General features: G+C 68.5%; 22 protein-coding genes. 12 read left to right on the top strand and 10 right to left on the bottom strand.

Annotated elements, in window-relative coordinates; translation table 11 throughout:
• Positions 1–19 precede the first annotated feature (19 nt).
• The 8 genes from E7T09_RS02930 (at position 20) to E7T09_RS02965 (ending at position 7,828) form a co-directional block, all read left to right on the top strand.
• Positions 20–1,066 carry a branched-chain amino acid aminotransferase gene (locus tag E7T09_RS02930; RefSeq protein ID WP_136387622.1) on the top strand — a complete coding sequence of 349 codons (1,047 nt, stop codon included), beginning with the start codon at positions 20–22 and terminating at the stop codon, positions 1,064–1,066.
• Between the two features lie 164 nt (positions 1,067–1,230).
• On the top strand, positions 1,231–3,126 hold the full coding sequence (locus E7T09_RS02935; RefSeq protein WP_136387623.1) for a 1,4-alpha-glucan branching enzyme: 1,896 nt from the start codon (positions 1,231–1,233) through the stop codon (positions 3,124–3,126).
• On the top strand, positions 3,123–3,389 hold the full coding sequence (locus tag E7T09_RS02940; protein WP_136387624.1) for a hypothetical protein: 267 nt from the start codon (positions 3,123–3,125) through the stop codon (positions 3,387–3,389). The genes E7T09_RS02935 and E7T09_RS02940 overlap by 4 nt, the downstream gene beginning before the upstream one ends.
• A gap of 80 nt (positions 3,390–3,469) precedes the next feature.
• Positions 3,470–4,441 carry an FAD:protein FMN transferase gene (locus tag E7T09_RS02945; RefSeq protein WP_136387625.1) on the top strand — a complete coding sequence of 324 codons (972 nt, stop codon included), beginning with the start codon at positions 3,470–3,472 and terminating at the stop codon, positions 4,439–4,441.
• A 70-nt stretch (positions 4,442–4,511) separates the two neighbouring features.
• A complete protein-coding gene (locus tag E7T09_RS02950; protein ID WP_136387626.1) occupies positions 4,512–5,066 on the top strand; it encodes a DUF2271 domain-containing protein in 555 nt (184 codons plus the stop codon).
• 1 nt (position 5,067) lies between these two features.
• On the top strand, positions 5,068–5,718 hold the full coding sequence (locus E7T09_RS02955) for a PepSY-associated TM helix domain-containing protein (protein WP_240741583.1): 651 nt from the start codon (positions 5,068–5,070) through the stop codon (positions 5,716–5,718).
• Between the two features lie 122 nt (positions 5,719–5,840).
• Positions 5,841–6,620 (top strand): nitroreductase family protein, encoded by a 780-nt coding sequence (locus E7T09_RS02960; protein WP_240741584.1) that lies wholly within the window; start codon positions 5,841–5,843, stop codon positions 6,618–6,620.
• Positions 6,621–6,649: 29 nt separating this feature from the next.
• Positions 6,650–7,828: a PLP-dependent aspartate aminotransferase family protein gene (locus E7T09_RS02965; RefSeq protein ID WP_136387629.1), complete on the top strand. Its 1,179-nt coding sequence runs from the start codon at positions 6,650–6,652 to the stop codon at positions 7,826–7,828.
• A 121-nt stretch (positions 7,829–7,949) separates the two neighbouring features.
• On the opposite strand, the gene E7T09_RS02970 is transcribed toward E7T09_RS02965, so the two are convergent.
• The 5 genes from E7T09_RS02970 to E7T09_RS02990 all read right to left on the bottom strand — a co-directional run bounded on the left by E7T09_RS02970 (position 7,950) and on the right by E7T09_RS02990 (position 11,220).
• Positions 7,950–8,546 (bottom strand): hypothetical protein, encoded by a 597-nt coding sequence (locus tag E7T09_RS02970; RefSeq protein ID WP_136387630.1) that lies wholly within the window; start codon positions 8,544–8,546, stop codon positions 7,950–7,952.
• Between the two features lie 19 nt (positions 8,547–8,565).
• Positions 8,566–9,126, bottom strand: coding sequence for a GNAT family N-acetyltransferase (locus E7T09_RS02975; protein ID WP_240741585.1), 561 nt, complete (start codon positions 9,124–9,126; stop codon positions 8,566–8,568).
• A 70-nt stretch (positions 9,127–9,196) separates the two neighbouring features.
• Positions 9,197–9,577, bottom strand: coding sequence for a diacylglycerol kinase (locus E7T09_RS02980; protein ID WP_136387631.1), 381 nt, complete (start codon positions 9,575–9,577; stop codon positions 9,197–9,199).
• Between the two features lie 10 nt (positions 9,578–9,587).
• Positions 9,588–10,055: an rRNA maturation RNase YbeY gene (gene ybeY / locus E7T09_RS02985; protein ID WP_168734667.1), complete on the bottom strand. Its 468-nt coding sequence runs from the start codon at positions 10,053–10,055 to the stop codon at positions 9,588–9,590.
• Between the two features lie 88 nt (positions 10,056–10,143).
• Positions 10,144–11,220, bottom strand: a complete 1,077-nt coding sequence (locus tag E7T09_RS02990; RefSeq protein ID WP_168734668.1) for a PhoH family protein — start codon at positions 11,218–11,220, stop codon at positions 10,144–10,146.
• A gap of 234 nt (positions 11,221–11,454) precedes the next feature.
• Between E7T09_RS02990 and aroE the strand changes: the two genes are divergently transcribed.
• From aroE to E7T09_RS03010, 4 genes are read left to right on the top strand one after another with little or no spacing between them, the layout of a single operon-like run.
• Positions 11,455–12,333 carry a shikimate dehydrogenase gene (aroE, locus tag E7T09_RS02995; RefSeq protein ID WP_240741586.1) on the top strand — a complete coding sequence of 293 codons (879 nt, stop codon included), beginning with the start codon at positions 11,455–11,457 and terminating at the stop codon, positions 12,331–12,333.
• Entirely contained in the window at positions 12,330–15,653 is a 3,324-nt protein-coding gene (locus E7T09_RS03000) for a PAS domain S-box protein (RefSeq protein WP_136387634.1), read from the top strand. Before aroE ends, E7T09_RS03000 begins: the two co-directional genes overlap by 4 nt.
• Positions 15,650–16,852 carry a hybrid sensor histidine kinase/response regulator gene (locus E7T09_RS03005; protein WP_240741587.1) on the top strand — a complete coding sequence of 401 codons (1,203 nt, stop codon included), beginning with the start codon at positions 15,650–15,652 and terminating at the stop codon, positions 16,850–16,852. The genes E7T09_RS03000 and E7T09_RS03005 overlap by 4 nt, the downstream gene beginning before the upstream one ends.
• A 43-nt stretch (positions 16,853–16,895) precedes the next feature.
• Positions 16,896–17,312 (top strand): OsmC family protein, encoded by a 417-nt coding sequence (locus E7T09_RS03010; RefSeq protein ID WP_168734669.1) that lies wholly within the window; start codon positions 16,896–16,898, stop codon positions 17,310–17,312.
• Positions 17,313–17,416: 104 nt separating this feature from the next.
• Here E7T09_RS03010 and E7T09_RS03015 read toward each other — a convergent pair whose 3' ends face one another.
• From E7T09_RS03015 to deoC, 5 genes are read right to left on the bottom strand one after another with little or no spacing between them, the layout of a single operon-like run.
• Positions 17,417–19,522, bottom strand: coding sequence for a penicillin-binding protein 2 (locus E7T09_RS03015; protein ID WP_240741588.1), 2,106 nt, complete (start codon positions 19,520–19,522; stop codon positions 17,417–17,419).
• Positions 19,519–20,055 (bottom strand): Rod shape-determining protein MreD, encoded by a 537-nt coding sequence (locus E7T09_RS03020; protein ID WP_136387636.1) that lies wholly within the window; start codon positions 20,053–20,055, stop codon positions 19,519–19,521. Before E7T09_RS03020 ends, E7T09_RS03015 begins: the two co-directional genes overlap by 4 nt.
• Before the next feature lie 13 nt (positions 20,056–20,068).
• A complete protein-coding gene (gene mreC / locus E7T09_RS03025; protein ID WP_240741589.1) occupies positions 20,069–20,848 on the bottom strand; it encodes a rod shape-determining protein MreC in 780 nt (259 codons plus the stop codon).
• Entirely contained in the window at positions 20,845–21,477 is a 633-nt protein-coding gene (locus tag E7T09_RS03030) for a Maf family nucleotide pyrophosphatase (protein WP_136387637.1), read from the bottom strand. Before E7T09_RS03030 ends, mreC begins: the two co-directional genes overlap by 4 nt.
• Positions 21,477–22,139 (bottom strand): deoxyribose-phosphate aldolase, encoded by a 663-nt coding sequence (deoC, locus tag E7T09_RS03035; protein ID WP_136387638.1) that lies wholly within the window; start codon positions 22,137–22,139, stop codon positions 21,477–21,479. Before deoC ends, E7T09_RS03030 begins: the two co-directional genes overlap by 1 nt.
• Between the last annotated feature and the right edge of the window lie 17 nt (positions 22,140–22,156).

Here is a 22,156-nt window from a genome sequence, read left to right on the forward strand (position 1 = left end):
CCCTGCGCGACAATCAGGCATGACGCAGACCCAGCCTCAGACCACCCCCAATGTGGACATCGACTGGTCCACCCTGGGCTTCAGCTATATCCGCACGGACTTCCGGTACCTGAGCCACTGGCGGGATGGAGCATGGGACAGCGGTACCCTCACCCGCGACAACGTGCTGCACATCTCCGAGGGCTCGACCGCGCTGCATTACGGACAGCAGTGTTTCGAGGGCCTCAAGGCGTACCGCTGCGCGGACGGCAGCATCAACCTGTTCCGGCCAGACCAGAACGCCGCGCGCATGCAGCGCAGTTGCGAGCGCCTGCTGATGCCTGCGCCGAGCACCGAGGCGTTCATCGAGGCCTGCCGGCAGGTCGTGAAGGCCAACGAGCGCTTCATTCCGCCCTACGGCACGGGCGGAGCACTGTACCTGCGGCCCTTCGTGATCGGCGTGGGAGACAACATCGGCGTGCGGACCGCCCCGGAGTTCCTGTTCAGCGTGTTCTGCATCCCAGTCGGCCCGTACTTCGAGGGCGGCCTCACGCCCCAGAACTTCATCACGTCGCCCTACGACCGCGCCGCGCCGCACGGCACCGGCGCGGCCAAAGTCGGCGGGAATTACGCGGCCAGCCTGCTGCCCGGCCAGGAAGCCAAGGCGCGGCAGTTTGCCGACGCGATCTACCTCGATCCAGAAACGCACACCAAGATCGAGGAGGTCGGCAGCGCGAACCTGTTCGTGATCACCCAGGACGGTTCCACCTTCGTGACGCCGAAGTCCCCGAGCATCCTGCCCAGCATCACCAAGTACAGCCTGCTGCACATCGCCGAACACCGCCTGGGGCTGAAGGTCGTCGAGGGCGACGTCTTCATCGACGGTCTGGACGCCTACTCGGAAGCGGGCGCGTGCGGCACGGCGGCCGTCATCACGCCCATCGGCGGCATCCAGCACGGCGAGTCGTTCCATGTCTTCCACTCGGAGACGGAGGCGGGGCCGGTCACGAAGCGTCTGTACGACGAGCTGGTCGGCATCCAGTACGGCGACCGGCCCGCGCCGGACGGCTGGATCGTCAAGCTCTGACCCGCTCCGTCCGGCTCATGGGGCACCCGGAACCGCGCGGGCTGGGCTGCGCATCCATTGGGTAGACCGGCGTTGCCCGCATCCCAGATTGGCCAAACCATGATGTTCGGGCACGGTATGAACCGACCCTCCTGAACGGGCGGGCGGCCCGGTACACTCGGGATATGACCGAACCGCTTCCGCTCGACCACGGCCACCTGCAGAAGCTCGTCACGGCCGATCTGGTGCGCCCGGATCACCTGCTCGGCGCGCACCCCATCACGGAAAACGGCATCGAGGGCGTCCGCTTCGCAGTGTGGGCCCCCGCCGCCCAGCACGTCAGCGTGGTCGGGGATTTCAACGGGTACAACGGCTTCGACAACCCCATGCAGCGCCTGGATTTCGGGTACTGGGGGGCCTTCGTGCCGTCGGCCCGCAACGGACAGCGGTACAAGTTCAGGATCACTGGCAGCGATGGCCGCACGGTGGACAAGATCGATCCTTACGGCAAATTCTTCGAGGTGCGCCCGGCCACGGCGAGCATCGTGTGGCAGCACGACTACGCCTGGAACGACGATGCTTGGCTGGCCGCCCGGTCGCAGGGCTTCGACCAGCCCGTCAGCATCTACGAGGTGCACCTGCCCAGCTGGAAGAAGCGCGGCGACGGCTGGTTCCTGAACTACCGCGACCTGGCGCGGGAACTCGGCGAGTACGTGACCTACATGGGCTACACGCACGTGGAACTGCTGGGCGTCATGGAACACCCCTTCGACGGCTCCTGGGGCTACCAGGTCACCGGGTACTACGCGCCGAGCTCCCGCATGGGCACGCCGGAAGATTTCAAGTTCTTCGTGGATCACCTGCACGGCCTCGGGATCGGCGTGCTCCTCGACTGGGTGCCGGGGCATTTCCCCACGGACGAGTTCGCCCTCGCCAAGTTCGACGGCGGCCCCCTGTACGAGTACGCCGATCCGCGCAAGGGCTTCCATCTCGACTGGAACACCTACATCTTCGATTACGGCCGCAACGAGGTGCTGATGTTCCTGGTCGGCTCGGCCCTCACGTGGTTGCAGGACTACCACATCGACGGCCTGCGGGTCGACGCCGTAGCTAGCATGCTGTACCTGGACTTCTCCCGCACCGAATGGATTCCGAACGTGCACGGCGGCCGCGAGAACCTGGAGGCCATCGCCTTCCTCAAGCGCCTGAACGAGGTCGTGCACCACATGGCCCCCGGCTGCATGATCGTGGCCGAGGAGAGCACCGCCTTCCCCGGCGTGACCACCCCCAGTCCCTACGGCCTGGGCTTCGACTACAAGTGGGCGATGGGCTGGATGAACGACAACCTGCGGTACTTCGAGGAAGATCCTCTGTGGCGCAAGTACCACCACCATGCCCTCACCTTCTACAACGCCTACCGCACCACCGAGAACTACGTCCTGGCCATCAGCCACGATGAGGTCGTGCACCTGAAAAAGAGCATGGTCATGAAGATGCCCGGCGACTGGTACCAGCAGCGCGCCGGGTACCGCGCCTTCCTGGCCATGATGTGGGCCACGCCCGGCAAGAAACTGCTGTTCATGGGCCAGGACTTCGCGCAGTCGACCGAGTGGGCCGCCGCCGACGGCCTCCCGTGGTATATGGCCGACCAGCCGGATCACCACGGCGTCATGAACCTCGTGCGCCGCCTGAACACGCTGTACCGTGAGCGACCCGACTGGCACACCGGCGACCTGAAGGACGAGGGCCTGCTGTGGGTGAACGCCGATGACGCGGACAATTCCGTGTACGCCTTCATTCGCCGCGATCCCGACAGCCCGGCCTGGAGCCTTGTCGTGGCGAACATGACGCCTATGTTCCGTGAGCAGTACCCGGTCGGCACCCCCCAGGGCGGCGAGTACCGTGTGCTCCTCTCGACGGACGACGGCGAGTTCGGCGGTTTCGGCACCCAGCAGCCGAACCTGACGGCCACGGACGACGGCTGGAACATGCAGACGCACGCGCTGCGCCTGAACCTACCGCCCAACAGCGTGGTGGTGCTCGAGGCGCTGGACGTCCCGACGGTGAGCGAGCAGCGGTGACCGCCCCGCCCCCCCGGCCGGACGCCTGGACGATCCTCAGTCTGGTGCTGCTGGCCGCGCTGGCCGTGCTGCTGTTCCTGCCGCTGCTGGGTGCGCCGACCCCCAGTCCTTGGCTGGTGGCCGCGCTGCTGCTCGTCCGGGTGGGCGTGCAGGTCATGCGGGCACGGACGGATGAGCGCCTGCGACGCCCCACGTCGTGGGCCTTCGACCTGCTTCTGATTGGGCTGCTGTTCTACACGCTCGCCAACCGCCCGCCCGGCTGATCCCATGGGCAGCGGCCTGTCACAGGGGTTCACTGGCCCTATGCCCAGTCTTCTTCAAATCTTCAAAGAGCCTTCCGACAATGCCGGGCGTGCCGACCCTTCCTCGACTCCTGCGCGCCCTGCGACCCGCCTACCGGGTTCGCAGCGTGTACGAGCGCGTCCTCGGAACCGAGGTCGAGGTGCAGGTTGTGGCCGACTCCCAGGCCCAAGCGGAAGCCGCCGAGCAGGCCACGCTGCTCGAGATCGGGCGGCTGACGGGAATCTTCAACCGCTTCGATCCGGCCAGTGAGCTGCGCCGCTGGCTGGATCGTCCGGGCGAGGCCGTGACGCTCAGCGCCGAATTATTGGACGTGCTAAGGCAGGCCGACCACTGGCGCCGGGTCTCGAACGGGGCGTTCCATCCTGGAGCCGACGCCCTGGGCCTGGAATGGCAGGCGGCCGCCCGCCAGGGCCATCTCCCGGACGCCGCCACGCTCTCGGCCCTGGTCACAGCAGTGCAGGCCGATCCCTGGACGCTGCACGGTGATGGGACGGCCACGCTCCATGCCCGCTTCCCGTTGGGCCTGAATGCCGTGGCGAAGGGGTACATCGTCGACCGGGCCGCCGAGATAGCCGCGGGGATGCCCGGCGTTCAGCGGGTGCTGGTCAACGCTGGCGGTGACCTCCGCACTCTGGGGCCAGGCGGCGTGACGGTGGCCGTGGCCGATCCATCCACCGTGCGCGACGATGCGCCTCCCATCGCGCGGGTGCGAGTAACGAGCGGTGCTCTGGCCACCAGCGGGAACGCCCACCGGGGCGTGGAGATTGCCGGGCAGTGGTACTCGCACGTGATCGACCCCAGATCCGGGCAGCCGGTGGCGGGCACCCTGGGCGTGACGGTTGTGGCCCCGGATTGCGCCACGGCCGACGCGCTGGCCACCGTGGCGGGCGTGCTCGATGCAGCCAGCGCCCTGGCGCTGATGGACACCCTGGCGTCCTGTGCGGCCCTGATCGTGACCGCTGACCGTCAGGTGCGCGTCAGTGCGCGCTGGGAGGCTTTAACGTCGCCCTAACCCCATCACGGCATGGTCAGTGCGGCGCACGCCCACCCATCCCATCCCCTTCTTCCCCAGGAGTCCCGACATGACCGACACCCGACGCAGCTTCCTCGGCAAACTCGCCGCCACGACCGCCACCCTCACCCTCGGGCGCTTTGCCGGGGCGGCCGCGCCTGCCTCGACGGCCAAGGTCTGGGCGACCGGCATGGCCCTGGACATCACCTTCACGGTGGCCACCAAGGCCAGCGGGTACATCAAGCGGCCCTTCGTGGCCGTGTACATCGAGGACGCGCAGGGCAACACGGTTCGCAACCTGACGGTCTGGCTCAAGCAGGATCGCCTGAATCCTCGCTGGCTGGCCGAACTGAGCCGCTGGACGCGCCAGAATAGCGACCTCGTCGCGACCATCAGCTCGGCCACCCGGAATCCCGGCACCTACGCCGTCTCGTGGGATGGCAAGGACGACAAGGGCAAACTGGTCAGCCAGGGCGACTACTACGTGGTGGTCGAATCCGCCCGCGAGCACGGTCCCTACTCGCTGGTTCGTGAGAAGGTCACGGTCGCGGCGGCGGCCTTCAAGAAGACCCTGACCGCCGACAATGATATCGAGGCTGCCAGTGTCAGCTTCGGCAAGGCCTGAGGTGACGGAGACGGACGACCTGTTCGAGACGTCCGTCTCCGCCTCCCGCCCTGCCAGACGGGCCCGGAGCAGCCGCGCCCAGGCGAACGTCACGCTGCGCTGGCTGCACACCTACACGTCCATGATCAGCCTGCTGGTCGTGCTGTTCTTCGCGCTGACCGGCATCACCCTCAACCACCCGGACTGGGTCTTCGGCACGGGGGATGTCAAGAGCACCCTCACGGGCACCCTGCCCGCCGGGTGGATCAAGGACGGCACCGTGAACTGGCTGACGGTGGCTGAGACGCTGCGCGCCGACCAGAACCTGAAAGGGCGCGCCGGCGAGACCCGCTTCGACGGCAATGAGGCCGACATCTCCTTCGTGGGACCGGGCTACTCCGCCGACACGGCCATCGTCGCCGCAACCGGGAAGTACACGGTGAACGTGCTGCAGCAGGGGGGCGTGGCCGTCATGAACGACCTGCACCGTGGCCGGGATACCGGCGGCGCGTGGAAGTGGCTGATCGACCTCAGCGGCGGCATTCTGGCGCTCGTGGCCATCACCGGGATCGGGATCCTGCTCTACCTGAAGAAGACGCGGAATCAGGCCCTGACCGTCATGGGCCTTGCCAGCGTGGTCGTGATCGCGCTCGCCTGGCACGCCATCGCCTGAAGCCACCTATGACGGTGCTCGACCCCGTGGCACCAGATGCACGGGGTCGTTTCTTGCTGGCCGGACAGCGATAGCGAGCCGCCGGACAGAGCGGCGGGTGCCCCGGCGCTATGCTCCGCCGCATGTCCATGACGCCCGAGGAAGTCCGCGCCTTCTACGATGCCCACCGAACTGTCCGGCAGTACGTGACGAACGACGACGGCACGCCGATTCCCCTGCCGGCCGATCACCTGGACGCCCTGCTGCATGCCGCGCAGCGGGCGCCGACCGACGCGACCGCACAGCTGTACTCGCTGGTGCGGATCACCCGCCCGGATCTCCGCGCCCGCCTGGTGGACCTGACCACCAACGCGCACATCGCCACTGCGAGCGAGGCCTTCATCGTGTGTGCCGACGTTCACCGCGTGACCCGCGTGCTGGACGTCACCGCTCACCAGCCGGGGCACTGGCCGGCCATCGCTGTTCATTTCGGGATCGGGGACGCGGTCATGGCCGGCACCAACCTGCTGACGGCAGCCGAGATGCTCGGCTACCAGGGCTGCTGGATCGGGGGTGTCATGAACGGCCTGGACGGCATCATCACGGATCTGAACCTGCCCGCTGGGGTGCTGCCCTTCGCGGCGCTCACCATCGGCCGTTCGGCGGAGAACACCCCGTACCGTCCCCGCGTGCCCCGCCCGCTGGTCATTCACACCGACGCCTACCACGCCGCCACGGACGACGAGATCCGCACGGCCGTCGAGGTCATGAATCCCATCGCCTCGCGCGGCGGCCTGCCCGGCGACTGGGCCCGCCTGATGAACGCTTACTTCGGCGAGGGCGGCAGCATGACCAAACGGGAACCCGTGCTGCGGGCCGCCCTGGAACGCCAGGGGCTCGCCGTGGAGCGCATGGACGGGTAAGGGCCCTCAAGCCGCGTATCCTGCCTGCCATGACCACAGACCACCAGTACGACCTCACGACCCTGGCGGCCCGCGCCGGCGAGGAAGCCCGTCCGGCGGGCAGCGTCGCCCTGGCCGAGCCCATCTACCAGAGCACCGTGTACGCGTTCCCCGATCTCGAGACCCTCGACTGGGCGATGTCGGGGGAACAGCCGGCGGCGTTCTACTACCGCAACGGCACGCCGAATGCGGGCACGCTGGAGCGCGCTCTGGCCGTCCTGGAGGGTACCGAGGCGGCCCTGGCGGCGGGCAGCGGGATGGCGGCCATCAGCGCGGCGCTGCTCGGTATCCTGAAGGCGGGAGACCACGTGGTCGCGGACTCCAGGCTGTACGGGGTGTCCTACGCCCTGCTGGCCGAGGAATTCCCCCGCCTGGGCATCGAAGTCACCTTCGTGGACGCCTGCGACCATTCGGAGGTTGAAGACGCGTTCCGGGACACCACCCGTGTCCTGCATGTCGAGAGCCTCACGAATCCACTGCTGACCGTGCCGGACGTGCCCGCGCTCGCCACCCTGGCCCACGCCAGGGGAGCGCTGCTGTCGGTGGACAACACCTTCGCCAGTCCGGCCATGTTCCGACCGGCCCTGCACGGCGCGGACCTTGTGACGCACTCGGTCAGCAAGTACCTCAGCGGGCACTCGAACGCGTTCGGGGGCGTGGCCTGCGGCCGGGCCGACCTGATCGCGGCGGCCCGTACCCGCCTGCTGCGTCTGGGCGGCACCATCAGCGCCTTCGACGCCTGGATGACCATGCAGGGCCTCAAGACGCTGGGCCTGCGGATGCGGGCGCATTCGGGCAATGCCCAGGCCGTCGCCGACGTCCTTGTCAACCACCCGCGCGTGCGGGCCGTGTACCATCCTGGCCTCAGTGACCACCCGCAGTTCCATCTGGCCATGGATCTGTTCCCGCATGGCTTCGGCGGCATGCTCAGCGCCGACATCGAGGACGCGCCGGGTTTCGTGAAGGCCCTGGCTGGCCGGATTCCTCTGGCGCCCTCGCTCGCAGACGTCATGACCACCATCTCCTGGCCGTGGGGCACGTCGCACCGGGCGTTGCCGGAAGCCGAACGCCGCCGCCTCGGGATCACGCCGGACCTGCTGCGGCTGAGCATTGGCATCGAGGACATCGGCGATCTGTTGAATGACTTCGAACATGCGCTGAACAGCTGAGTTGGGGCGCCGATCTGCGTGGAAAGGCGGTGGGGACTACCATCTATTTCGACAATTGGATATGAGATTGCCGCTTTTCGGCTGTGCTATCCCTCGGGCATCATGCCGGAAAGCAGGTGACTCATTCCCAGTCCCACTCTCGCCAGTCGCTCGCTTTCGCAGCTGAGGTCGACGAAGCGGGCGGCCGAGCCTCGTTTGATCGGCCCGGCACCGGATACCACGGATAGACGGCGTTCAGGGCATCGTCCAGTCGGGCACGCAGCAGCGTTTTCAAGTCGTCCTGTTCGGTCTGGGTGAGCTTGCCGATCCGGGTCGAATGATGCTCGAACACCGTCTCCAGCGTGGGCAGGTAGGGATCGCGGGCTTTGCGGACAGCACCGGTACGGAGCGGCTCGGGCTGAATGGTCGGGGCATAGGAGAGGGCCGCCTCCTCAATCTGCCGCTGACGTTTCGCCCGCCGCTCGGCGCGGCTGCGCTCCGACCGCTCGCGGGCATCGGCGGCGCGAGCCTGAGCGGCCAGGAAGTCGTCGAGCCGCTCCACGTCCAGCACGCGGGCCTCCACGTACAGCTTCACCGGGGGCAGACGCCGGCGGCCCATCTTCAGGCCGTTCGGGCGGGTGCGGTCATGCTCGCCCAGGAAGCGGGCGATCAGCGCTGGCGTCCAGCCCCGATCCTTGAGATCCTGGGTGGCCAGAAAACCGTCCGGGTTCAGGGACATGGACGCTCCTCCCTGAGGGTCACGGATCGAGGGGCGTCCACTCGCGTCGCAGCAGATCGAGCCGGACGCTGTCGTACCGCTCGCCATTCACGACGCGGGCCTCGCGCACCCGGCTGGACTCCTGGAACCCCAGGCGGCGTGCGGCGCGGATCATGCGCTCATTGCCGCCCCAGGTCGTGAAGGTCAGGACGTGTGCATCGGTCTCGTCGAACGTGGCCTGCACCCACAGGGCGAGCGCGCGGGACCCGATGCCCTGCCCCCAGTGCGCGGGGTCGTAGATGAGGACGCCCAGATCCCACCAGCCGCCCCCGGCGGGTTCCTCTTCCGAGCGGTTGACCATGCCCACGCACACGCCATCCAGGTCGATCACGCGTTCGTCCGGGCGGGTGGCGGTCGTCGAGAGCTGCTGCACATACGTGCGGAGCGAGGCGGTAGTGGCGGCCGGATGGAAGTAGGGAGCGTCCCAGCGGCGCCACTCGGCGGTCGGGTCGGCCAGCCAGCGTTGCAGCACGGGCAGGTCGCGGGGCCGCCGGCCCCGGATGGTCACCGCGTGGAAGGGTTGGGTGCCGGCGCTGGTCACGGACGCACTATTCCAGAGTGGGGGCGGGCCGTCAGCAGGCGCGGCCACCGTCCCGCCAGGCCATGTTTCTTCATCCCAGCAGCCGGTGCAGCAACGCTGGGAGCAGCAGCGCTGCCGCAACGCCCAGGGCACCCACGCTGGCGACCAGCACCGCGCCCGCCATGGCGTCCTTGGCGACCTTGGCCAGCGCCTGCCATTCCGGGCTCACCAGATCCACGATCGCCTCGACGGCCGTGTTCACGAGTTCCAGGCTCAGCACCAGCGCACAGCACAGCACAACGGGGGAAACGGTCACATCCAGCCACAGGGCCGTGAGCACGGCCAGCACGCCGCACCAGACCTCCACCCGGAAGTTCGCCTGCGAGGCATACGCGTGCCTGAGGCCGGCCCACGCGAACCCGGCCGACCGCCAGAAGCGCCGCAGGCTCAGGGCCGAGCCGTCGGATTTCAATGCCCGATCCTCACGCACCGTCGGGGAGGGCGGCGCGGGCCGCGTTCCAGGCGTCGTGGAAGACCTGCCACTCGGGGCCGCTCGCACCTTCCTCGAAGCCCAGGCCGTCCGCGTGCGGGTGATCGTGCCCGACCAGATGGGTCAGGCCGTGACTGGCCAGCAGGGCCACCTCATGGGCGAGCGAATGGCCGCGTGCCTCGGCCTGCCGCGCGGCCGTATCCAGGCTGATCACGATGTCCCCCAGGTGCGGCGGCATGAACGGATCGCCAGGCTCCCAGGTCGGGAAACTCAGCACGTCCGTCGCGCTGTCCTCCCCCCAGGTCTCGCGTTTCAGGGTGCGGATGGTGCGGTCACCCACCAGGACGACCGTCACCTCCCGTTCCTGCACGCCGAAGTGCGTCATGGCTGCGTCCAGGCTGGCGCGCACGGCCGGGCGCACCCCGGCTGGCGGGGACTTGCGGACGACGAGGTCGATCATGCCCCAGGGTAGCGTCCCGCCCGGCAGGGTGCCGGACGGCAAACGGGCGGGGGCCACGTCTCCCTGATCCCCGCCCATACAGTCATGTTCAGCTGGGCTGCGCGGGTGGGTCGCTCTCGCCCTCGGGAATGGTGGCGAATTCGCCGCGCCGCGCCCCCCGTTTGTCCTGTTCGGCCTCCTCGGCGGACTCGTAGGCCTTGATGATCCGCCCGACGAGCGGGTGGCGCACCACGTCCACATCCGTGAACTCGTGCCACGCGATGCCCTCGATGCTGCTCAGGATACGTTTGGCCACGGCCAGACCGCTCGTGATGTGGCGGGGCAGGTCGATCTGCGTGACGTCCCCGGTCACGACCACCCGGCTGGAGAAGCCCATGCGCGTCAGGAACATCTTCATCTGCTCGCCGGTGGTGTTCTGCGCCTCGTCCAGGATGATGAAGGCGTCGTTCAAGGTTCGGCCCCGCATGAAGGCCAGGGGAGCGATCTCGATCACGCCGCTCGTCAGGTACGACTCGAATTTCTCCTGATCGAGCATGTCCTGGAGGGCGTCGTACAGCGGGCGCAGGTAGGGATCGATCTTCGCCTGCAGGTCGCCGGGCAGGAAGCCCAGCTTCTCGCCCGCCTCGACCGCCGGGCGGGTCAGGATGATGCGCTTAACCTTCTTCGCCTTCAGGGCCTGCACCGCCATGGCCACCGCCATGTAGGTCTTGCCCGTACCGGCGGGGCCGACGCCGAAGGTGATGTCGCTCTTCTCGATCTTCTCCAGATACAGCTTCTGTCCGGGCGTCTTGGGTTTCAGGCCGCGCGGCAGGCTCAGGCCGTTCACCTGCGTCTCGGCGGCCAGGCTGCGGCCCTCGCCGCTCAGGCGCGCCGAGCGCAGCAGGCTCTCGGGCGTGAGTTCGCCACCGGTGCGCACGACCTCCAGGGCGTCGCGCACCATCCGCTCGGCTTGCTGCACGTCGGCGGGCTCACCGGTCATGGTGACCGCCTCGCCCCGCGCGACCAGCCGCGCCCGGGTGAGTTCACGCATGCGTCTGAGGTTCGCGTCCCCGGCGCCCAGCAGTGCGTACGCTTCGCGCTGGTCGTTCAGGGTGACGGTCGCGGTCGCGCCACCGGTCTGGGGAAGAGCGGAAGGGGACGGGGTGTTCTGGGCGGGGTCAGTCAACGGAACTCCTGTGCGCTCAAAACGCACCCTCCCCCCAGGTGGCCTGGCGGGGAGGGAAGAGGACGTGGGTCATCGGTCGTCCCTATTGTCGGCACTGCCGGTGCAGGTCGTCGTGTTCCACCGCACATTCCCCCCAGCCCGCCGCCAAGTTCCGGCTCCCCGCCTTCAGGAAGCCTTGCTGCCGCGTTCACCCCATGCAGACCCAAGCCGGAAAGCGACAGGTAGACTGATGCCGTGACCGTGCAGGACGCCTCCGCCCTCCCCCTTCAGGCCTTCCTGTTCGCAGACCCGGCCGCCCATTCCCTGTCTCCCCTGATGCACACCGCCGCCTTCCGACACGCGGGCCTGAGCGGGCAGTACGCCGCCATCCGGGTGTCCAGCACGGAACTTGCTGCTGCTGTACACGGCCTGCGCCGGCCCGGCGTGCTCGGCGCGAACATCAGCCTGCCGCATAAACAGGCCGTACTTCCCCTGCTCGACGACCTGACCCCGGCGGCGCGAGCGATCGGGGCCGTCAATACCATCATTCACCGGGAGGGCCAGCTGACCGGCGAGAACACAGACGCTCCCGGCCTGCTGGCAGACTTGCGGGATCTGGGTGTAAATCCACACGGTTTGGGTGGGGTCATCGTGGTGCTGGGGGCCGGTGGGGCGGCGCGGGCCGCCGTGTACACCGGCCTGAACCTTCTGGAGCAAGACGTATACGTCGTGAACCGTACGCCACAGCGGGCCCAGGATCTCGTGGCCTCGTGGCCCGATCGGAACCCGGCCCCGCAGCTCCGGGCGAGCGCCGTCGCCGAGGTGCCCTGGCCGGACGTGACGCTCGTCATCAACGCCAGCAGCGCGGGACTCGACGCGCCGGATCAGACGCCCCTCGATCCTGCCTTCATCGCTCAGCTTCCCCGGCAGGCGCTGGTGTACGACATGGTGTACTCGCCTGCCCAGACGCGCCTGATGGCCGATGCCCGCGTGGCCGGACTCGCGGCGGCCAATGGCCTGGGCATGCTGGCGCAGCAGGCCCGCCTGGCCTTCACGGCCTGGACGCAGTGCGACGTTCCCGTGGAGGTGTTTCGCGGCGCGCTGGAGGAAGGGAGAACCGGAATTCCACGATGAGATGGTTCGATCCGGGACAACGCTGGGCCTCCAGGGCGCCGCTGGTCGTCATGGCGCTGGTGCTGCTGCTCACCACGGCGATGTCCCTGGTGCTCGCCGCCTTCGTGCACGAGCAGCAGTACAACCGCTTCGAACGGGAGACATCGGCCTACACCGAGGCCATGACCGCGCGGCTCGCCGAGTACGAACGGCTGCTCTACGCGACGCGTGCGGCGTGGCAGGTTCATCCGGATTTGCTCGACGGGCCGGCCTTCAAGGCTTTCGTGGCCGGACTCGGCCTGCGCCAGCAGTATCCGGGTGTGCAGACCGTCGGCTACGCGGCGCTCCTGCCGCCGGGTGTCGATGCGAGCCCGCTCGTGGCCCAGCTGAGGACACAGGTGTCTCCCACCTGGACGCTCCGGCAGGGGCCGTCGCCGCAACCGACCCGCGCACCGATCTCCGTGCTCGCAACGACCGGAGTGGCCGACTACAAGGCGCTGGGCTTCGACCTGTACAGCGACCCTGTCCGCCGCGCCGCCCTGCAGGCCAGTGAACGTGCGGAGACCGTGCAGGCGTCCGGCATGCTCACGCTGCTGCAGCCCGGGGCCGGAGGTCAGGCGCTGCCCGGCTACCTGCTGACCGTTCCCGTGACCAAAACCGGCGTGAATGGCTCCCGCCCCGACGGGTTCCTGTACCTGGCCGTCCGGGCCGATCAGTTCATCGAAGGCCTTCCGGCCTCCGTGGCGCAGCGTCCCTTCGATTTCCAGCTGCGGCTGGGCACGGCCACGCTGCTGGGCGTGCCGCTTCCCAGGACGCTGGACTTTGCCCGCACCGTGACGCGCAGCATGGCCGGGCAACGCTGGACCCTGGAGTTTGGTGCGGGCAGCAGTTTCGGCCAGGATTTCGCGGCAATCACGCCCCTGCTGACGCTGTTGGGGGGCCTCCTCACCGCCGGGCTGGCCTTCCTGGTGGTACAGGCGCAGGTTCGGGCCCGCAGCCGCGCAGAACTGCTCAACGAATCGCTGGCCGTGGCCCGCCTGCGGCAGGAACAGGCCAGGGCGGAGTTCGAGGCGATCTTCCATTCCATGCAGGACGCGGCCGCATTCACCGACGAGGTCGGGCTGATCCGGCGGGTGAACCCGGCCCTGAGGGCGCAGTTCGGCGTGGACGGAAGAACGCTGATCGGTCAGCCGCTGTCGGTGCTCCACGCAGACCTGGGTCTGGGCACCCAGGAGTCGTTTCAGGCGATGACCACGCCCTACCTCAGGGCCGATGGGACGGAGTTCGCCGGTGAAGCCCAACGGAGCCCGGTGGTCGATCCGGAAGGACGCCGCCTGGGCCTTCTCGAGGTCGTCCGGGATGTCAGCGAGCGCGTGTCGGCCGAACAGGCCGTGCAGGCGGCCCGGCGCCGCTACCGGGGCCTGCTGGATGCCATTCCGTACATCGTGCGGGTCAGTGACCCTCAGGGCCGCGTAACCTTCGTGAACGCCCCCCATCAGGACGTGCTCGGAACGGACGACCTGATGACCTGTCTGTCGGCCGATGACCAGCAGGCCTACGCCCAGCTGTGTGAAGACGCCATCCGTCACCAACGCCCAGAGCAGCAGGTGCTCCAGCTGACGCTGCGGGGCGGGGAACGCCACTGGTTCATGCTCACCTTCGCGCCGTTCCGGGATGAGCGGGAGCAGGTCGTGGAATGGGTCACGAGCCTGACGGATATCCACGACCGCGTGCAGGCCGAACGCCTGGCGCAGCGCAACGAGGAACGGTACCGGGGCGTGCTGGAGGGCCTGCCCCAGATCGTCTGGCTGACCGACGCCCAGGGGAACTCGGTGTACTTCAACCGCCAGTGGACGGAATACGTGGGGGCGCAGCGAGCTGGTCAGGATTTCCTCGCCCTGATCCACCCGTCGGACCGCGGGGCGTACCAGCGGCGCTGGGACAGCGCGATCCGGGCCACCCGACCCTTCGAGGCCGAGCACCGCCTCCTGGGCCGTGACGACACCTACCGCAGCTTCGTGACGCGGGGGCAGCCGGTGCTGGATTCGAGTGGGCAGGTCATCGAGTGGGTCGGGACGTCGACCGACGTGGACGACTCGGTGTACGCGGAGACGGCCGCCCGCCTGCTCGCCGACGTCTCCGGCCAGCTCGCATCACGCAGCGGTCGCAGCCGGGCCGACCGGCAGGGTTCCTACCAGTCGGCGCTCGATCAGATCACCGCACGCTTCGTGGACAGTGCCGGGCTGTGGGCCGTTCCCCCGATCCAGCTGGTCGCCCGGTCGGCCCGGCACCCAGGCTGGGACGCACCCCACATGCAGACCATGGTGGGTCAGGCCCTGCGGCAGGTGGTGTCCAGCGGCGAGGGGATGGCCCTGACCGCCCATCCATTGCTCCACGCCGTCAGCGTCTCGGGCATTCTTCTGCTGCCGCTGCTGGCGCAGGACGGGACGCTGTGCGGCCTGCTGGGTCTGGCCTATCGGCAACAGCTCACGGAACGCGACACGGAACTGGCGCAGGAACTCGCCAAGCGCTTCGGCGCGGCCCTGGAAAACGACGCGCTCCAGAACCGCGTGTCCCAGGCGCAGGCGGATTTGCGAGCGTTGAACCAGTCCCTGGAAGAGCGGGTCGAGCGGCGCACCACGGAACTGGAGGGTGCGAACCGGGAACTGGAGGCCTTCAGCTACTCGGTCAGCCACGACCTCCGGACGCCGCTGCGGCACATCGTGGGCTTCGGCGACCTGCTGTCCAAGGAGGCGGGCTCGGCAGGACTGTCGCCCAAGGGCCAACGGTACCTGGGGATCATCACCGAATCCGCGTCACGCATGAGCCAGCTGATCGACGACCTGCTCGAGTTCTCGCGGATGGGCCGCCAGGAGATGCGCAGCGTCCCCATCGACCTCGACACCCTGATGCAGGCGAGCTGGCAGGCCCTGGAACCCGACCGCCACGACCGTCAGGTCACCCTGATCACCCATGACCTGCCGACCGTGAACGGGGATCCGACCATGCTGGCGCTGGTGTTCACCAACCTGCTGAGCAATGCGATCAAGTACACCCGGCATCAGGACGCGGCCACGGTCGACGTGAGCGCCATCACCGAAAACGATGAAGTGACGGTGACCATCCGCGACAACGGCGTGGGCTTCGACCCGCGTTACACGGATAAACTGTTCGGCGTGTTTCAACGACTACACCGAGCCGATGAGTTCGAGGGCATAGGCATCGGCCTGGCCAACGTGCGCCGCATCGTGGGTCGCCACGGCGGCCGCGTCTCTGCCACGTCCGAACTGGGCGAGGGCGCGGCGTTCACCGTCACCCTGCCCCGCGAGGCGTCCCAGTGAACGGACTGACCGAGACGCAGGGCACCTACCGCAGTGTTCAGCCCGGCGAGTCCCTGCGGATCCTGCACCTGGAGGACAACGAACTCGATCATGAACTCGTGACCTTCCACCTCGACGGTGAGCTGCCCTGGGACGTGCAGATCACGCGGGTCGAGGACGAGGCCGGTTTTCTGGCGGGGCTGCGTGACGGCCGGCCGCACCTGATCCTCAGCGATTTCGCGCTTCCCACCTACGACGGCCTGAGTGCTTTCCGGGCCGCACACGCCCTGCTGCCGGACGTGCCCTTCATCATCGTGACCGGGGCCATGGGCGAGGAAACCGCGGTCGATACGCTGCGTGAAGGGGTGACCGATTACATCCTCAAGCAGCGCCTGGAACGCCTGGCCCCCGCCGTGAAACGGGCCATCGCCGAGGTCGACGCGCAGGCGAGCCGGGAACTGGCCGAGCGCGAGGTCCGTCAGCTGAACAGCGACCTGAAAACCCGCCTGAACGAGGTCGAGCGCCTGCGCAACGTAGCCGAGCGGCAGAGCCAGCGGCTGGAGATCCAGGCCCGGCAGCTCGAGGAAGCGCTGAACATGCAGAAGACCTTCCTGGCCGAGACCAGCCATGAACTGCGCACCCCACTGACCGCCCTGCACGGCTACCTGCGCCGCGCCGAGCGGGAGGCCGGCGGCAGCCAGACCCTGCAGGACGCGCAGCGGGTCGCCGAGAACATGACCCGCCTGGTCAACGACCTGCTGCAACTCTCGCGCGGCGAACTGGTGCAGAGCATCGAGATGCACTTCATGAACCTGGGGCACCTGCTACGGCAGGTCGGCCGGGATTTCGGGGTGAGCGCACCTCAGGACAACGTGGAGATCGTCGGCGATCCCGGCCGCCTGACGCAGGTGTTCGTGAATCTCGTGACCAATGCCGTGCGGGTCAGCGGTTCCGCAGACAGGGTGTACCTGGAAGTCAGTCCCCGCCCCGGCGAGATCGAGGTGCGCGTCGTCGACCACGGGCCGGGCGTGCCGGACAACGTGAAGCCGAAGATCTTCGACAAGTTCTACCGCGGCAAGGAAGCCGGATCGGCCGGGTTGGGCCTCACCATCGCGCAGCAGGTCGTCACCGCCCACGGGGGCATCATCGACGTGGTGGACACGCCAGGCGGGGGCGCCACCTTCCGGGTGCGCCTGCCCCTGCCCGAAGAGGACGATTAATCCGGGCACCCTTGTTCCCGTGGGCCCGCGCTAGCCTGTGGGCATGAACAAGTCCCTGAACATCACCTGGCTGGGCGAGCAGCGCTATGTGGGCGTGAATCCCTCCGGACAACAGCTGTTGATCGACAACTCACCCACGAAAATCGGGGTCTCGCCCATGGACGCCCTGCTGGGCGCGCTGGCCACCTGCACGGCCGTGGACGTGGTGGACATCATGGCCAAGAAACGCACGCCGCTCCGTGCGTACCGGATCGAGGTGGTGGGCGAACGTGCCGAGACCCACCCGAAGCGGTACACCCACATCACCGTGCGGCACATTGCCAGCGGTGACGGCGTGACCGCCGAGGCGCTGGGCAAGGCGGCACACCTCAGTCACGAGAAATACTGCTCCGTGGCGGCCTCGCTGAACTCGGAGATCATCGTCGAGGCGGTTGTGGAGGACACTCCGGTATCTGTCTGAACTTCAGTCAGACAGCCAGCGGTCATCGGGCCCGGAATGACCCGACTGGAATTCCTTGACTGGACGTAGCTTCATTGCTCTCTGAGGAAGGCGCGCGTCTCGATTCAGGGTGTCGTGGTGCCGGCGGCTGTCGCTGCGGCGTCGGCTCTGGCCTTCGCGGCGTCCTTCACGGCCCGCGCGTGCATCTGTTCGAGTTCCCCGGTGCAGGGTGTCTGGTCCGGCAGGGCATGGTGGCGCTCGTCGAGCTTCAGACACCAGCGGGCGGCGAACATCTTCGCGGCGGCGTTCAGGCCGGGGCCGGAGCCCTCGCCGCCGTTCTGGAAGAAGGTCACGACCAGAAAATTCGGGGTCTGGCCGTTCCCGATCGGGCCGAAGCCCTCGTACCACGCGTTCGTGTAGGCGTAACCCTTGCGAAAGCTGACGCCGTTCTCGGCGGTGCCCGTCTTGCCCGCCGTACGCACCGGAAAGAAGTTCGGCCCCAGGATGTGCTGCGCCGTGCCCCAGCGGGTCGTGCCGGCCGTGGTGATGGCCATACCGTCTTTCACCAGCTGGAAATCCTTCACGTTGCCGGGCACCCGCTCGGCGGGCCGCTTCACGGCCTGGCCGCCGACGGCGTGAACCAGCGAGAGGGGCCGACGCACGCCGAGGTTCTCGATGGTGGACAGCGCCGAGGTCACCTGCGCGGGCGTGACCAGCAGCGAATCCTGCCCGATGGCGAACGACAGCGCCTGACCGGGGTAGTAGACGATCGGGGCCTCGCCCGCGGCCTTGCGGCGCTCGTTCGCCTTGGCGAAGGTCTTCTTGAAATTCTCCGGGCTGGGGATGTAACCGGTCTTCTCCCCGGCCAGTTCCAGGCCGGTGTCGCGGCCGAAGCCCAGCTCCTGGGCGCGGCGGCCCAGGTAATTCGCGTAGGTGATCGGGTCGGCGGCAATGGCGGCCTGGTAGAACCAGGTGTTGCACGAGAAGGCGATGGCGAGCTTCCCGTCCACGTCGCCGAGGCTGCCGGTGCGGTGCCAGTTGTAGCGTGGACCGCCGTAGCGGATGTACGGCAGGCAGTTGAACGTCCGGTTGCCCCACTTCTCCACGAAGGCCAGGGTGGAGGTCGGTTTGAACACACTGCCGGAATCGAAGGTCTGCACGGCGCGGTTCTGCATGACCGCGTCCACGCTGTTCGAGGTCAGCGCCTTGGTCCGGGCCGCTGGATCCGGACTGGGCACGCGTGAGAACCAGTTGGGATCGTAGGTGGGGCTGCTCGCCATGGCCAGCACCTCATTGGTGCGCGGGTCGATGGCGATGATCGCGCCGCGCACGAGGCTCTCGGGCGGCACGCTGTACTTCTTGCGGCCCAGGTTCACGTCCACCAGCCCCTCTTGCAGCGCCTGCTCGGCGGCGCGTTGCAGGGTCGAGTCGATGGACAGCGTGATGTTCTGCCCCTGCTTGCCCGGGTCGATGATCCGCTCCGTCTGGGGGCGGCCACCGGCCGTCACCTCGCGCCGCCGCAGGCCGTTCTTGCCCTCCAGGGTGGTCTGCAGGCTGGCCTCAAGACCGGAGCGGCCCACCAAATCACCGACCGTATACCCGCCGTTCTGCACCTGATCCTGCGTGGCTTCCTGCACGTAGCCGAGCAGGTGCGCGGCCAGCGTGTGCTGCGGGTAGATGCGCTCCAGACGCGGCCGCAGTTCGAGCGACGGTATCAGCACCGTGTACTCGTACAGCGCCGCGAGATTCTTCTCGGGCACGTTCCGCGCCAGGATGACCTCGGTTTCCTTGCTGCGATCCGGTTCGATCGGCTGGCCATTCCGGATCATGTCTGGCTGGATGCCCGCCAGGTATGTGATCTTGTCCCACGAGCTGATGGCCTGGGCACGTTCCGCCGGATCGCGCCGCCCGGCGTACACCAGATCCACGGCCAGCCGGTTCGTGGCGAGCAGCACGCCGTCGCGGGTGCGGATTTCGCCGCGCAGCGCCCGCACGACCTCGTCGCGCTGGAAGTTGCTGGTGGACTGCACCGCGTACTGGCTGTGCTCCAGGATCTGCAACTGGTACAGCCGGGCGCCCAGGCCGCCCAGCAGGACACTGAAGGTCAGGGCCGTCCACACGACCCGCGCGGCCCCGTTCGAACGTGTCCTCGTGGGTGAGGCCGCCGGAGCGCCACTCGCCCGTCGCCGCAGCCGATCCCGGCGGTCGATCACGTCCCCGGCGCGGCTCACGTCAGATCCTCAGGCGAGGAGCGCGGCCCCAGGCCCCAGGTGATGCAGCGTTCCCACACGCCCGCCAGGATAAGCGTTCCCATGAACACCACCGGAACCGTCCTCACCAGCAGCGGCACCGTGACCAGATCCGAGCGCAGCCAGTACGTCAGGGCCAGGAAGGCCAGCCATTCGCCCAGCACGGCGGCCAGCACCGTCAGGAGACCCTGCACCGGCCCGCTGTTCGAGAAGTACCGCCTCACGACCAGCACCAGCAGCGCCCCGCCTGCCACCCCGGCGGCGTGCAGCCCCAGCATGCCGCCACCGAGCACGTCCTGCAGCAGGCCGACCAGATAGGCGGCGACCAGCGCCCACGCGGGACGCACCCGCCACGCGAGGCCCGCGCCGGTCAGCAGGAACAGATCGGGCGCGGCAATGGCCGCCGCGTCGGCCAGCCGGGACAGCAGGCCCTGGGCGGCGATCAGCAGGACGAGGTACACGGCGGGCCGCAGCACGCGCGCCGACCCCCGCCGGGGCATCCGATCGATGGTCATGCCCTCCCCCCGGTCACAGGCCCTCCAGGATGGTGACGTCCTCGACCACACCGACATCCACGGACGGTTTGACGATCACCACGCGGTTGAGGTCGTTCGGGCCGAGCGGCAGCACCTTCTCAACCGTCCCCACCCGGATGCCCACCGGGAACACGCCGCCCAGGCTGTTTGTGACCAGCACGTCGCCGACCTTGATCGGCACGGACCTCGAGAACTCGGCGCGCATGCGGTCCGGGGGAAGGCCCTGTGCCAGACCGCGCCCCCCCTTGTTGCCGTCGAGGCTCACGCCCACGCTGCTCTCGGGATCGACCAGCGCCACCACCGTGGACTGTGTGTCGGCCACGTCGGTCACCTGACCGATCAGCCCGCCGGGCACCGTGACGGGCATGCGGACGCGCACCCCGGCGTTCCGGCCGAGGTTCAGGGTCAGCCGCGCCATCAGCGGACTGGGCGACACAGCCACCACCTGCGCGATGCCCACCGCGTTCGGGGCCTGGGTGCGTGTGATCACGTCCAGCTGCTTGAGGCGCGCCGCCTCGCGCGACAGGAGTTCATTGCGCTGCCGCAGCACGTCATTCTGTTTGCGGAGGTTGGCATTGTCGTGGGCCAGGGTGCGCTCGTGCACGAGTGAATCGTAGGCGTGGCGCAGGTTGTCGGCCACGGTCACGCTGATGCGGGTGATGGGCACGGTCGTGGACCGCAGCGCGGCCGGCGCGACCACCTGAAACCGCGTGGCGACCATGCTCACGGCGAACAGGAGCGCATACACGAGCAGGAGCCGCCGCCAGTTCACGCCGGATGAACCTCGATCCCAGGACCTTCATTCCACACCGGCACGCCCGCCGTGCGGAGCGCGCGTATGACGACCGAGAGCGGAAAGCCGACGACAGTGCTGTATTCCCCCTCGATCCGCTCGACCAGCGCCATGCCCAGCGCCTGGATGCCGTAGCCACCGGCCTTATCGAGGCCCTCGCCGGACGCGGCGTAGTACGCGATTTCGGCGTCGCTCAGGGCGCGGAAGTTCACGTCGGCGCGGGCCACCTCGACCTGCTCCTGGCGGCCATGCACCACGGCCACCCCGGTGTAGACCTGATGGGTGCGGCCCGACAGCGTGCGCAGGAACGAGGCGTTCTCGGCCGCGTCGGCCGGTTTGCCCAGCAACGACCCCTCCAGGGCGACCACGGTGTCGGAGCCGATCACCACCGCGCCCTGGGCGCTCTGGGCCACAGCCCTCGCCTTCAGGAGCGCGAGCTCACCCGCCAGCGCGTAGGGTTCGGACGTGGCGCTGTCCTCGGGTTCGCCGCTCACCTGCACGCGGAAGGCCACGCCGAGCAGGCCCAGCAGCTCCCGGCGCCGGGGACTGCCGGAGGCCAGCACCACCTCCGGCACCCCGCTGCGGGTGCCCGCGCTCCCACCCGACATCAGTACCCCTCGCCCGTTCGGTCGCCGGCCACCAGCGCCACGCCGCCCGAGGTGCCCAGGCGGGTCGCACCGGCCTCGATCATGGCCCGCGCGTCGTCCGGGGTGCGGACGCCGCCCGCCGCCTTGATCTGCGCGCGGCCCGCGATGACCTCACGCATCAGGCGCACGTCGTCCAGCGTGGCCCCGCCCGTGCCGAAGCCGGTGCTGGTCTTCACGAAGTCCGCGCCGCCCTGCACGGCCGCCTCGGTCGCGCCACGCTTCTGCTCGTCGTTCAGGTAACACGTCTCGATGATCACCTTCAGCACCCGGTCCGGAATGGCCTTGCGGACGGCCCGAACGTCGGCCTGCACGGTATCCCAGTCGCCCGCAAGGGCCGCCCCGATGTGGATCACCATGTCGACCTCGTCCGCGCCCGCCTCGGCGCTCAGGCGGGCCTCGACGGCCTTCTGCTCGGAACCCACGGCCCCCAGCGGAAACCCGCAGACCGTCGCGATCTTCACGTCACTGCCCGCCAGGGCCTGCACCGCCAGCGGAATGTACACGGGGTTCAGGCACACGGCGTAGAAGCCGTGCTCGCGCGCCTCGGCGCAGAGCTGCTCGATCTCGGCGCGGGTAGCCGTCGCTTTCAGGAGGGTGTGGTCGATGTAGGGCGCGAGCTTCACGCCCCTCAGCATACGCA

This window comes from Deinococcus sp. KSM4-11, from assembly GCF_004801415.1.
In the GTDB taxonomy this organism is placed as follows: domain Bacteria; phylum Deinococcota; class Deinococci; order Deinococcales; family Deinococcaceae; genus Deinococcus.